Source organism: Cloacibacterium normanense (assembly GCF_002943105.1).
Taxonomy (GTDB): Bacteria; Bacteroidota; Bacteroidia; order Flavobacteriales; family Weeksellaceae; genus Cloacibacterium.
Genome location: NZ_PTPZ01000001.1, coordinates 455,405 through 469,049, shown reverse-complemented (window position 1 = coordinate 469,049; position 13,645 = coordinate 455,405). Strand labels below are relative to the sequence as shown.

Below are 13,645 nucleotides of genomic sequence, written 5' to 3'. Positions count from 1 at the left end.
TTAATAATTTTGCATATAGTAACTTAAATCTCTTTTATTTTTTTCTTTTGGTGGAACGAATAACATTCCTGTGCAGAGACAATTTTTTCTGCCTTTGCTTTGTAAAATAGAATAATTGACACAACTTTGGCAACCATCCCAAAACTGATCATCTTGAGTAAGTTCCGAAAAAGGAACTGGATGATAACCCAACCTTGAATTAATTTTCATTACCGCTAAACCTGTGGTAATCCCGAATAATTTAGCGTTTGGATATTTTTCTCTGGTCACATTAAACACAGATTCTTTAATTCTACTTGCTAAACCAATATTTCTATACCTTGGCGAAACAATCAATCCCGAATTAGAAGCATAGTCACCATTGGTCCATGTTTCGATATAGCAGAATCCTGCCCAAATTCCATTGTGCGTGATTGCGATAACAGCATCGCATTTTTCCATCTTCTCCTTAATATATTCTGGAGATCTTTTGGCGATACCCGTTCCTCTAATTTTGGCAGACTCTTCCATTTCTTTTACAATCTCGTCTGCAAAACAAAAATCATCAGTGGTTGTTTTTCTAATGATAAATTCCATTTAAATAAATAGTTTTAGAGTGCAAATATACAAATAAAGTTCAATTAAAAGATTTTTTATCTTTATTTTTAGTTAATAAAAAGATAATTTATTGTTAAATTAATATTATTTGACATTTTTTATTTGTTTAAGCGTTAACACTTTAATATAAAACCATTGATTATTAAGATTTTACAAAACAAGACCATCTAGAAACAAAAAAAATCGCTAAAAATGAATTTAGCGATTTAAAATTTCTGTAAAATTTACGTTTATCTTACATGTAGCTTTCTATTGGCTCACACGTACAAACCAAATTTCTATCTCCGAAAGCTTCATCTACTCTAGACACAGAAGCGAAGAACTTATGTTCTCTCACCCATTCTAGCGGATAAGCTGCTTTTTCACGAGAATAGGGCTTGTCCCAAGCATCCGAAATCACTACTTGTTCTGTATGCGGAGCATTTTTCAATACATTATTATGAGCATCAGCTTTTCCTTCTGCAATTTCTTCAATTTCTGCTTTGATAGCAATTAAAGCTTCAGCAAATCTGTCTAATTCAGCTTTAGATTCAGATTCTGTAGGCTCAATCATTAACGTACCAGCAACTGGAAAAGAAACGGTAGGAGCATGGAAACCATAATCCATCAAACGTTTTGCAACATCTGCCACCTCAATTCCTAGTGGTTTAAATTGACGGAAATCCACAATACATTCGTGAGCTACTCTACCTTTTTTATTTGCATATAAAATTGGGAAATGCTCTCCTAAAACTTCTTTTAAATAATTTGCATTAATGATTGCAAATTCTGTAGAATTTCTCAATCCAACCGCTCCAAGCATTTTAATATATGCATAAGAAATATTAAGAACCAACGAAGAACCATAAGGTGCAGAAGAAATAGCATCTATTCCTTGACTTCCACCTGTTGGAATATTAGGATTTTGAGGCAAGAAAGGTACTAAATGTTTTGCCACACAAATTGGCCCAACTCCTGGCCCACCTCCACCATGAGGAATTGCAAAAGTTTTGTGAAGATTTAAGTGACAAACATCTGCACCGATATTTCCTGGCGAAGTGAAGCCAACTTGAGCATTCATGTTTGCACCATCCATGTAAACTTGACCACCATTTTCGTGGATTAAGTCTGTAATTTCTTTTACGTTATCATCAAAGAAACCATAAGTAGATGGATACGTAATCATGAAAGCAGATAAATTATCTTTATACTCTTCCACTTTAGCTTTTAAATCTTCGAAATCTATTTGTCCGTCTTCTAGATTTTTCACCACCACTACTTTAAGACCAGCAATCACCGCAGAAGCAGGATTGGTTCCGTGAGCAGATTGGGGAATTAAACAAATATTTCTATGACCTTGACCGATAGATTTTTGATATGCTCTAATCACCATTAAACCAGCATATTCACCTTGAGCTCCAGAATTTGGTTGAAGTGAAGTTGCCGCAAAACCAGTAATCGTAGCCAAATCTTTTTCTAAAGTTTTGATTAATTTCTGATAACCTTCTGCTTGATTAACTGGTACAAAAGGATGAATTGCGCCCCAATGTTCCCAAGAAAGTGGAATCATTTCTGTAGCTGCATTCAGTTTCATGGTACAAGAACCTAGAGAAATCATAGAATGCGTGAGTGATAAATCTTTTCTTTCGAGACGCTTAATGTAACGCATCAATTCTGTCTCTGTATGATATTTATTAAAAACTTCTTCTTTTAAGATTTCGTCTTTTCTCAATAAATTTTCTGGAAGTGTAGAAACGGCTTTTGGTTCTAATTTGAAACCTTGTTTTTGCTTGAATTGTGCAAAAGCAGCCACTACTTTATCAATCTTTTCGGTAGTTGTAGTTTCATTGATAGAAATACTTACAAAACCTTCAGTAAAATAATTTAAATTGATTTTATGATCTAGCATTAATCTCTTTAACTTATCTTTTTCCTCTTCAGACATGCTGATTTTAACCGTATCAAAAACTGGCTCTTTCACCGTATCATATCCTAAAACCGAAAGCGCATCTCTCAAAGCATTAGTTTTAAAATGAATTTGGTCTGCAATATATTCTAAACCAGCTTTACCGTGATAAACAGCATACATAGAAGCCATTACCGCCAATAAAACTTGAGCTGTACAAATATTAGAAGTCGCTTTTTCACGTTTAATATGTTGCTCTCTTGTCTGCAAAGCCATTCTCAAAGCACGTTTTCCGTAAGCATCTTGAGTTACCCCAATTATTCTTCCCGGAATATCACGTTTATATTCTTCTTTACAAGCAAAAAACGCAGCGTGAGGACCACCATAACCTAATGGAATACCAAATCTCTGCGTAGTTCCCACTGCACAATCAGCCCCCATTTCTGCCGGCGATTTTAATTTCACTAAAGCAAGCGGATCACAAGCCACTACTACTTGAAGATTTAACGCCTTATAATTTGAAATTAACTGAGTATAATCAATCACAACTCCGTTTTTACCTGGATATTGTAAAATAGCTCCGAAAAATTCTGCATTAAGCTCAAAATTTTCATGATTTCCTAATACGATTTCTATTCCTAAACCATCAGCTTTGGTTTTAAGAACTGCAATAGTTTGAGGTAAAACCAAATCAGAAACAAAAAACTTATTGGCTTCTGCTTTTTTCTGGTCTTTCGTTCTGTTTGAAAAGAACATACTCATGGCTTCAGAAGCTGCAGTTCCCTCATCTAATAGAGAAGCATTCGCTAAATGAAAACCAGTAAGATTGGTAATTAATGTTTGGTAATTCAATAACGCTTCTAATCTACCTTGTGCAATTTCTGCTTGATAAGGTGTATAAGCGGTGTACCAACTAGGATTTTCTAAAATATTTCTCTGGATAACACTTGGCAAAATACTGTTATGATAACCAAAACCAATGTAAGTATCATAATCTAGATTTTTAGCAGCCAACTCTTTAGAATGCTGAAGCATTTCGTACTCAGATAAAGGAGCAGAAATATCTAATTCATTTTCTAATCGGATTGCATCTGGAATAGTTTGAGAAATTAATTCTTCTACAGAAGAAACGCCAATTTTTTGTAACATAGCGTTCTTATCAGCTTCATTGAAGTTGATGTGACGGTTCACAAATTGCTGTGTGTTCATAAAAATTTTAGGTATTATTTTTACTTTTTGTAAGTTTCGTAAAAATAAGGATTTTTTTATGAATGGTAAAATTCTATTTGTCTATAAAAACTATTGACGAAAAACCAAGTACAGAGCTATTGCTAAAAGAATAATAGCCAATAACTTATAATAAAAACGAGCGTTAACCTCTTCCTTGTTTTGCGGTGCAGTTGTAGAATTTTGAGCAGGAACATCCTCTTTTATAGAAGTTTTTATTTCCCCAGAAACTTCGATGATGGTAATTCCCTGAACTACTGTTTTATGCAATAAAGTATTGGTAGCATGCAAAATAATCTGAAACTTACCTTCTTTATCAAACTCCTTGATTCTAAATTTTCTATCGCCTTGAGACTTTTCTAAACCAAAAGGTGTGATTTTTACCAGATCTGCATCATAAGTTTGCCAATGAATGGTAATTTCGTCGCCTTTTTGTGCTCGGATTTTATCGGCGTGAAAGTTTTTAATTTTTGGAGGAAGCATTGATTTTTGACTTCTTTGAAAACTCCCAAATCGCTGGTCGTAAACTTTTCTAGATTCTTCATCCATCAAAGTTTCATACGCTTCTTTTATTTCTCTGAAACGCTCTGTAAAAAACTCATCATTTTCGTTTTTATCAGGGTGATATTTCAACGAAAGTTTACGATACGCTTTTTTAATGTCTTCAGAAGAAGCATTCGGTTTTATTCCTAGAAAATAGTAGTAGTCTTTCAATGGATTGATGATTGAGGAGCAAAAATAGAAAAATAAGTTTTTATGAAAAAGGAAACCGCTAAGAGTTTCCTTCTGTATAATTTTTAAATTGATTGAGAATGCTTTGCCATCCTTGTTCTTGCATTTCCAAAGCATTAATCATTTCTGGCTCGAAGCGTTCGAAAACTTCAGTAGTATTTTCATCTATTTTATGAAAAAACACCTCTACTTTTCTACCATCTTCTATATGATATTCAATTTTATGAAGCGGAATGATTTCCGTATACGTTCCATGAAAAACAAAACTTGCCGACTTGTCTTTAGCAGCCATGGTATAGAAAAATTCGCCACCAATTTCTAAGTTGTTTTCGGCTTTCGGACAGTGCCAACTTTCGTGTGCAAAATTCCAATTTACAATATGTTCTGCTTCGGTAAAAAACGCCCAAACCTTTTCTATTGGCGCATTGATGGTGACATTTACAATAAGTGGTTCCATATTTTATTCATTTAAATTAAAAAAGCGCACTAAAAAGTGCGCTTACACAAAAAATTTAAATTCATTTTACAGCTTCTAAAGCTGCTGCATAATTAGGCTCTTGAGCTATTTCTGGAACTTGCTCAGTATATTTTACAGTTCCGTTTTCGTCTAAAACTACCACTGCTCTACTTAACAAACCTTTAAGCGGAGAGTCAGCAATCGTTAAACCATAAGTCTCGCCAAAGTTTCCTCTGTAGTCAGAAAGATTCATTACATTTTCAAGTCCTTCTGAAGCACAAAATCTACCTAAAGCGAATGGTAAATCTTTAGAAACATTTACCACAACTGTATTATCTAAAGCAGATGCTTCTTCGTTAAATTTTCTAGCAGAAGCTGCGCAAACTCCTGTATCGATACTCGGGAAAATATTAAGTACTACTTTTTTACCAGCAAAATCAGACAATGTTTTTTCTGATAAATCTTCTGCAACCAATGTAAAATCTTGTGCTACAGTTCCTAGTTCTGGTAAATTTCCTGAAGTGTGAATTTCGTTTCCTTGTAATGTAATATTTGCCATTTTTTTATTTTTTATACTTTGTCAAAGATATAGTTTTTACCCATAATAAATAAAAGGAATTATAAATACATGTATTTCATATTTTCTATAAAAATCACTAAATTTGCTAACTTCTTAATTTTAAACAATTAAAAACTCAGAAATATAATGTCTAACAATTCAACAATCATCTATACGTATACAGATGAAGCGCCAATGTTGGCAACTCACTCATTATTACCAATCATTCAAAAATATGCTTCTACTGCTGGAATTAATGTAGAATCTAGAGACATTTCTTTGGCTGGAAGAATTTTGGCAAATTTCCCAGAATATTTAACAGAAGAACAAAAAACTGCAGACGCACTTGCAGAATTAGGAGAATTAGCGACTAAACCAGAAGCTAACATCATTAAATTACCCAATATTTCTGCTTCTGTTCCGCAATTAGAAGAAGCGATTGCAGAATTACAAAAACACGGTTATGCAGTGCCTAACTATCCTGCAGAACCAAAAACCGAAGAAGAAACTGCTATCAATAAAAAATATGCTAAAGTTTTAGGAAGTGCTGTAAATCCTGTTCTTAGAGAAGGAAACTCAGACAGAAGAGCGCCTAAAGCAGTTAAAAATTACGCAAAAACAAACCCTCACAGAATGGGAGCTTGGACTGCAGATTCTAAAACTTCTGTTGCTCACATGAATAATGGAGATTTCTACGGTACTGAAAACTCTACCACTGTAGAAAACGAATGCAAATACAGAATTGTATTCTACGGAAATGATGGTTCATCTAAAGTTTTGAAAGATTTTGCTCCTTTAAAAGCTGGTGAAGTAATCGATTCTTCTGTGATGAATATTTCTGCACTAAAATCTTTTGTAAAAGACGCCATCAACGAAGCTAAAGAAAAAAATGTATTGCTTTCTGCTCACTTGAAAGCTACGATGATGAAGGTTTCTGACCCAATTATCTTCGGAGCGGTTGTTGAAACTTATTTTGCAGATGTTTTTGAGAAATATGCCGCAACTTTCAATGAATTAGACATTAATCCTAACTTTGGTTTAGCTACCCTTTTCGAAAAAATTGCTGGTCATGCTCAAGAAGCTGAAATTAAAGCAGACATCGAAAAAACAATTGAAAATGGACCAAGAATTGCGATGGTAAATTCTGATAAAGGAATTACCAATTTCCATGTTTCTTCAGACGTTATCGTAGATGCTTCTATGGCAGCTTTAGTAAGAGGTGGCGGTAAAATGTGGAATAAAGAAGGAAAAGAAGAAGATACCGTTTGCATTATCCCAGACAGAACTTACGCTGGTTTCTATGATGCAATAGTAGAAGAAATGAAACAAAACGGCGCAATAGACCCTACTACTTTCGGAACGGTTCCAAACGTAGGTTTAATGGCTCAAAAAGCTGAAGAATACGGTTCTCACGATAAAACGTTCCAGATTTCTGGAGAAGGAACGGTAAAAATTGAAGACGAAAACGGAACTACCCTTTTAGAACAAAACGTTCAGAATGGTGATATTTTCAGAATGTGCCAAACCAAAGATGCTCCCATCCAAGATTGGGTAAAACTAGCGGTAAATAGAGCGAGACTTTCTAACACTCCAGCTATTTTCTGGTTAGACAAAGGAAGAGCTCACGATGCACAAATCATCAAAAAAGTAGAAAAATATCTTCAAAATTACGATTTAACAGGTCTTGACATCAGAATTATGGATGTAAAAGATGCCATGCTCGAAACTTTAAAAAGAGGTAGAGAAGGCAAAGACACGATTTCGGTTTCTGGAAACGTTTTAAGAGATTATTTAACCGACATGTTCCCAATTTTAGAGCTTGGAACTTCTGCTAAAATGCTTTCTATCGTTCCATTGATGAACGGTGGTGGTTTATTTGAAACGGGAGCTGGTGGTTCTGCACCAAAACACATTCAACAATTCTTAGAAGAAGGTTATCTAAGATGGGATTCTCTAGGTGAATTCTTAGCTTTACAAGCGAGTTTAGAGCACCTTTCTCAGACTCAAAACAATCCTAAAGCTCAAGTTTTAGCGGATGCTCTTGATGAAGCGAATGCTAAATTCTTAGCAACAGATAAATCTCCTGCAAGAAAAGTGGGCGGAATTGACAACAGAGGTTCTCACTTCTACCTGGCTATGTATTGGGCTGAAGCTTTGGCAAACCAAACTGCAGATGCTGAATTAGCGGCTACTTTTGCTCCAATTGCTCAATCAATGCTAGAAAACGAAGCAAAAATCAATGAAGAATTGATTGGAGCGCAAGGAAAATCTCAAGACATTGGTGGTTATTATCAACCAGATTCTACGAAAACTTATGCAGCTATGAGAGCTTCTGCTACATTAAATGCAATTGTAGATTCTTTATAAAATTCTAAAATTTAGATTTTAATCCATAAAAAAACCTCCCGAAATTTTTGGGAGGTTTTTATTTTATACAGTTGCCGCTGTAGTTGCTGCGCTTCCATCATCATCTGAACTAAAATAATTGACTACATGAATAATACTGAGCAAAGTAATGGCATCTAAGTCTTCTTCTAAAGCAATTTCATAGTGGAATTTAAAATCTTTCCATTTAAAATTTCTTTTCAGATGAAAGTACACTTTTTCGTTTTCATCTTTCATTACCAAAATATTGCTGTACCATTTTTCTTTTTTGATGATGAAATGTTTTTCGCCATCCTGTAAACTGGTCATGATAATATTTCCTTTCCAATCCATTTTAAATTTCAGTAAAACCCTTTCATATTCGGCAACTTCTACAGAAGTTGTCCAAAAACCTTTAGTATCAGTTTTAAAAATTTTTGAACCTATATGAATTTCTGCTTTGGTAGAATACCATTTTGGATAGATTAATTCACCTAAAATTTCTTGATTTTGGTTTTCTAGAATAAAATTTCTAGAATTTTGTGATGTTGCGGTGTAGGTTTTCATGCTATTCTTCGTCTAATTGGTTAAGAATATTTTTAATTTTCTTGTAATATTTTCCGTAATAATGATTGATGACAAATTCCATAAAAAGAACCACCAATGCAAGCAAGAAAGCTACCATGAAGAATAAAACTCCAAATAATTTCAGAAAATCTGCATCTTTCAAATGGAAAATATCTTGACCAGTAGTGTTGAAATGCATCCCAAAATACAATCCTAAAGCCATACCCAGAAACATCATGATAAAAGTAAGCGCTCTGTAGAGTTCTATGAAAAGTCTTAATTCATAAGCAAACCACATCAGATTTTTTCTGCTATCATAAGACAAATTGTAGCTTTGCTTGTAAAATCTGTAAAATTTCAAGGTGTAATAAAGCATGAAACCTAACATCAACACGTAAAACAACGCAAAAATAGAAATACTCTGAAAATCCCATTCGTTTCTTTTCGCATAAGGTACAAAACCAATTAATACCGTTAAAACCGCCTGAGAAATAAGGTCGAATTTCATATTTCTTCGCACTTTGTCAATAGGATTATGTGCTTCTTTTATTTTATCTAGATTTTGGGGTAACGAAACTTCGTTGTTTTCTTGGTTCCATTGTTCTTGTAATTTATCAAAATTCATAGCCGTAATTTTTAATAATTTGTTGTAATTTTTCTTTGGTTCGGTTGAGTTTTACACGTGCGTTAACTTCTGTAATCCCTAGATTGGTGGCGATTTCTTTATGACTTTGGCCTTCGAGAAATAAAAAAATCAGCGCTTTTTCTACAGGATTGAGTTCATGAACTGCTTTATAAAAAAATTCTAATTGTGTTTCTTTTTCGTCAGAATTTTCGTCTTGTACGTCTATGTTTTCGGTTAAAGAAGCATTATCGGTTTTCTTTTTTTCTTTGTTAAGAAAAGTAAGTGCTGTATTGATACTTACTCTGTATAACCATGTAGAAAACTGACTTTTGCCTTCGAAGTTTTGGTAAGATTTCCAAAGTTGATAAATGATTTCTTGAAACAAATCTTCTCTATCTTCCTTTCCATCTACGTACATTTTAGAAATTTTGAAAATCATTCCTTTATGACTTTCTATTTTTTCTAAAAATTCTGATTCTAAAGTTTTCATTAATTAGCGTTTCTATGGAGTTAGTAAAGAAGTTGTAAAAATGTTACAAAAAAAATTTCTACCAATGTACTAAAATAAAAAAACGGGCAATATTGCCCGTTTAAATAGTAATAAAAAACAAAAAAATTTATTTCAAATCAAATCTATCTGCATTCATCACCTTCGTCCAAACTTTGATGAAATCATTTACAAATTTCTCTTTGTTGTCATCTTGCGCATATACTTCTGCATAAGATCTTAAGATAGAATTAGAGCCAAACACTAAATCTACTCTTGTTGCAGTGAATTTAGTAGCGCCAGATTTTCTATCTACAATATTGTATAGATTTTCTGCAACTGGCTCCCATTTGAAGTTCATGTCTGTAAGATTTACAAAGAAATCATTAGTCAAAACTCCTACTTTATCGGTAAATACACCATGCTGAGTTCCTCCGTAATTGGTTCCTAAAACTCTCATACCGCCAATTAACACCGTCATTTCTGGAGCTGTAAGACCTAGTAATTGAGTTTTATCTAGCATCAATTCTTCTGGAGTAACCACGTAGTCTTTTTTCAACCAGTTTCTGTATGCATCGTGTAATGGTTCTAGCTCCTCGAAAGATTCTACATCTGTTTGTTCTTGTGTAGCATCTCCTCTTCCTGCTGCAAAAGGAACTTTTACATCAAAACCTGCATCTTTAGCTGCTTGTTCTACTGCTGCACTTCCTCCTAGAACGATTAAATCTGCGATGCTTACTTTTTTATCTAAAGTTGACTGAATTTCTGTAAGTTTATTTAAGACTTTTTCTAATCTTGCAGGTTCGTTTCCTTCCCAGTTTTTCATAGGCTCTAGTCTAATTCTAGCACCATTTGCTCCACCTCTGAAATCAGAACCACGGAAAGTTCTCGCAGAATCCCAAGCTGTATTGATGAGTTCTGTTCTGGTTAATCCAGAATTTAGAAGTTTAGTTTTTAAATCTTCGATTTCAGCATCAGAAAGCGTGTAATCTACTGTAGGAATTGGGTCTTGCCAAATTAAATCTTCAGCAGGAACATCTGCTCCTAAGTATCTAGATTTAGGACCTAAATCTCTGTGGGTTAATTTAAACCAAGCTCTTGCAAATACTTCTTGGAAATATGCTGGATCTTGGTGGAATTTTTCAGAAATTTTTCTGTATTCTGGGTCTACTTTTAGCGCCATATCTGCATCTGTCATCATAGGATTTCTACGAACATTAGGATTATGCGCATCTAGTGGTTTATCTTCCTCAGCAATGTTTACTGGTTCATATTGCCAAGCTCCAGCTGGACTCTTAGTTAATTGCCAATCATATTTTAACAATAATTCAAAATATTCATTGTCAAATCTTGTAGGATGAGTAGTCCAAGCTCCTTCAATACCAGAAGTTACCGTATTACCGGCTGCACCTTTAGGATTCATCCATCCAAAACCTTGATTTTCTACTCCTCCTTCTTCTGGATCTGGTCCTAATGTAGAAGCATCACCATTTCCGTGAGCTTTTCCTACAGTGTGACCACCTGCAGTAAGTGCTACAGTCTCCTCGTCATTCATTGCCATTCTCTTGAAGGTAATACGCATATCTCTAGCAGTTTTCAATGGATCTGGATTACCATCTACTCCTTCTGGATTTACATAAATTAATCCCATCATTACTGCAGCTAAAGGATTTTCTAAATCTCTTTCTCCAGAATAACGGCTTCCTTCGCTACCTGTTGGCGCTAACCATTCTTTTTCGCTTCCCCAATAAATATCTTTTTCTGGGTGCCAAATATCTTCTCTACCTCCTGCAAATCCAAAGGTTTTAAGTCCCATAGATTCATAAGCCATGTTTCCTGCTAGAATCATAAGGTCTGCCCAAGAAAGTTTGTTTCCGTATTTTCTTTTGATTGGCCAAAGCAATCTTCTCGCCTTATCTAAGTTAGCATTATCAGGCCAAGAATTAAGCGGTGCAAAACGTTGATTTCCTGTATTCGCTCCACCTCTTCCGTCTGCAACTCTATACGTTCCAGCAGAATGCCAAGCCATTCTAATCATTAAACCGCCATAATGTCCCCAATCTGCAGGCCACCAATCTTGGCTTTCGGTCATTAAATTTTTTAAATCTGTTTTTACGGCTTCTAAATCTAATTTTTTAAATTCTTCTGCATAATTAAATTCTTCTCCTAGAGGATTGGTTTTCTTGTCATGCTGATGAAGAATATCAAGATTTAAAGCTTTAGGCCACCAACTCATTACTGATTGGTCACTGCCTGTATTTGCGCCATGCATTACAGGGCATTTCCCTGAATTTCCTAATGACATACCTGCCACTGGAATTGGGTTTTCTTCGTTTTTACTGTGAATAGTTTCTCCTTGATGAGGGTTGTTTTCTTTTGGTAATTCATGATGTGGAAATGGACATTTCCCTTGCTCTGATGTACTCATATTGATTATTTTTTATCAAAATTAAAAGTTAATTTGTCATGTAAAGTATAATTTCAATTCATTAAAAAAATTCGAGTTATAGATTCTGACAATCAAAAATAAAATTTCAATAAATTATAACTATTGATAATCCTATTAAAAAATCTTATTTTTGAACAAATAAATTTATGAAAAAAATTGCATTCATCCTCTTTATTTTCACTCTAAATTCTTGTATTTCAGTAAAAAAGTACAATGAAAGACTTGAAAAGCCCATTTCAAGCGAAAAGCTAAAACAAGATATAGACTACGCCTATCTAAAACTTCAGAAACTTCACCCTACTCTATATACTTATATTCCCAAAGAGAAATTAGATGGCAAATTTGACAGTCTTAAAAACACGATTCAACAACCATTAAAGCCATTAGAATTTTATTTTAAACTCGCACCGGTTATCTCAGAAGTGAGACAAGGTCATTTAAGAGTGGTTCCGCCAGAAAAAAAACTCACCAAGAAGGAAATTAAAAAACTCAAAGAACAAAAAGGACTTCTGGGAAGATTATCTTATTATGTAGAAAACGACAAACTCTATGTAAAAGACAACCCTGAAAAAGTTGCCAATATCAAAAACGGTTCAGAAATTACTGCCATTAACAATTTAGAAACCGAAAAACTGCTTAAAAAATACAAACCACTTATCACCAGTGATGGTTATAACACCACCTATCAAAAATATTCGATGGCGAGAAGATTTCCTAGTTTTTTCACTATAGAATATGGAATTATGGATAGTGTGAAAATAGATTTAAAATCCGAAAATACCCTTGACCAAAAACTCGTTACCCGAGAAAAAAAATCAAAAGAAGATAAAAAGAAGGAAAAAACCGATAAAAAACCAACAGAAGAAAAGAAAACCAAAGACTACAATCCTGTGACCAAAAGTTTCAATAGAAATTTGAAATTTTTAGAAAAAGACAGCAGTGTAGCGTACATTAAAATCAAAACATTTTCAGGGTCTTATTCTCAAAAATTTTACAGAGAAACTTTTCGAGAAATCAAAAAGGCAAAATCTAAGTACCTCATCTTAGACATCAGAGATAATTTGGGCGGTTCTCTTGCCGAAATTACGAATTTATACAGCTATTTAGCAAAAGAGAAGTTCAGATTCATCAATGATTTAGAGTTAGCTAATAGAACTTCCATTACTCAAGCTGATTACTTCTCGCACTTTCCAAATTATCTGAAACCGATTGCAGCTGTGGGATATTTGCCATCTAAATTAACCAGTTTATTGATAGTTCGTCATAAAAATGACAAATATTATTTAAAATCTCAGAACATTTTCACCCCGAAAAAGCCTAAAAAAGATGCTTTCGAAGGGGAAATTTATGTACTCATCAACGGAAGCAGTTTTTCTGCATCTTCTATAATTTCTGCAAAATTAAAAAACGACAAGCGCGCCATGATTATTGGAGAAGAAACGGGTGGCGCCAATGATGGAACAGTTGCTGGAATTTATAGCACTCAAAAACTGCCAAATTCCAAACTAAAATTGCCGATTGGATTGTTTTTGGTTCAGCCCAATATAGAATTCACTCATACCATGAAAGGTGTAACTCCAGATGTAGAAATAAAACCTACTTTTCAACAAATTCTGGAACGAAATGATGTAGAATTAGAATGGATTCTAAAAGAAATCAAAGGAAAATAAACCTTCAAGGTTTTAAAAACCTTGAA

11 protein-coding genes are annotated in these 13,645 nt (G+C 34.1%); 2 read left to right on the top strand and 9 right to left on the bottom strand.

All coding sequences use genetic code 11. The features are described 5' to 3' along the window. From C3729_RS02115 to tpx, 5 genes are all read right to left on the bottom strand, one after another. Positions 1–576 carry an N-acetyltransferase gene (locus C3729_RS02115; protein ID WP_104792618.1) on the bottom strand — a complete coding sequence of 192 codons (576 nt, stop codon included), beginning with the start codon at positions 574–576 and terminating at the stop codon, positions 1–3. A gap of 256 nt (positions 577–832) precedes the next feature. After that, entirely contained in the window at positions 833–3,691 is a 2,859-nt protein-coding gene (gcvP, locus tag C3729_RS02110; protein ID WP_104792617.1) for an aminomethyl-transferring glycine dehydrogenase, read from the bottom strand. 90 nt (positions 3,692–3,781) lie between these two features. Continuing rightward, the gene (locus C3729_RS02105) at positions 3,782–4,423 is read right to left on the bottom strand and encodes a J domain-containing protein (RefSeq protein WP_104792616.1); all 642 of its coding nucleotides are present in this window, start codon (positions 4,421–4,423) and stop codon (positions 3,782–3,784) included. A 58-nt stretch (positions 4,424–4,481) separates the two neighbouring features. Then, positions 4,482–4,898: an SRPBCC domain-containing protein gene (locus C3729_RS02100; RefSeq protein ID WP_104792615.1), complete on the bottom strand. Its 417-nt coding sequence runs from the start codon at positions 4,896–4,898 to the stop codon at positions 4,482–4,484. Positions 4,899–4,959: 61 nt separating this feature from the next. Further along, positions 4,960–5,457 (bottom strand): thiol peroxidase, encoded by a 498-nt coding sequence (gene tpx / locus C3729_RS02095; protein ID WP_104792614.1) that lies wholly within the window; start codon positions 5,455–5,457, stop codon positions 4,960–4,962. A 147-nt stretch (positions 5,458–5,604) separates the two neighbouring features. Between tpx and C3729_RS02090 the strand changes: the two genes are divergently transcribed. Beyond that, positions 5,605–7,824 carry an NADP-dependent isocitrate dehydrogenase gene (locus C3729_RS02090; protein ID WP_104792613.1) on the top strand — a complete coding sequence of 740 codons (2,220 nt, stop codon included), beginning with the start codon at positions 5,605–5,607 and terminating at the stop codon, positions 7,822–7,824. Positions 7,825–7,887: 63 nt separating this feature from the next. Here the strand turns inward: C3729_RS02090 and C3729_RS02085 are convergent, their stop codons facing one another. From C3729_RS02085 to katG, 4 genes are all read right to left on the bottom strand, one after another. Next, the gene (locus C3729_RS02085) at positions 7,888–8,388 is read right to left on the bottom strand and encodes a hypothetical protein (RefSeq protein ID WP_104792612.1); all 501 of its coding nucleotides are present in this window, start codon (positions 8,386–8,388) and stop codon (positions 7,888–7,890) included. A 1-nt stretch (position 8,389) separates the two neighbouring features. Continuing rightward, positions 8,390–9,013, bottom strand: coding sequence for a hypothetical protein (locus tag C3729_RS02080; protein WP_104792611.1), 624 nt, complete (start codon positions 9,011–9,013; stop codon positions 8,390–8,392). Continuing rightward, the gene (locus C3729_RS02075) at positions 9,003–9,503 is read right to left on the bottom strand and encodes an RNA polymerase sigma factor (RefSeq protein ID WP_069796848.1); all 501 of its coding nucleotides are present in this window, start codon (positions 9,501–9,503) and stop codon (positions 9,003–9,005) included. The genes C3729_RS02080 and C3729_RS02075 overlap by 11 nt, the downstream gene beginning before the upstream one ends. A gap of 127 nt (positions 9,504–9,630) precedes the next feature. After that, positions 9,631–11,805: a catalase/peroxidase HPI gene (katG, locus tag C3729_RS02070; protein WP_260204388.1), complete on the bottom strand. Its 2,175-nt coding sequence runs from the start codon at positions 11,803–11,805 to the stop codon at positions 9,631–9,633. A gap of 290 nt (positions 11,806–12,095) precedes the next feature. On the opposite strand from katG, the gene C3729_RS02065 reads away from it, so the two are divergent. Beyond that, a complete protein-coding gene (locus C3729_RS02065) occupies positions 12,096–13,619 on the top strand; it encodes a S41 family peptidase (protein WP_104792609.1) in 1,524 nt (507 codons plus the stop codon). Positions 13,620–13,645: the final 26 nt, after the last annotated feature.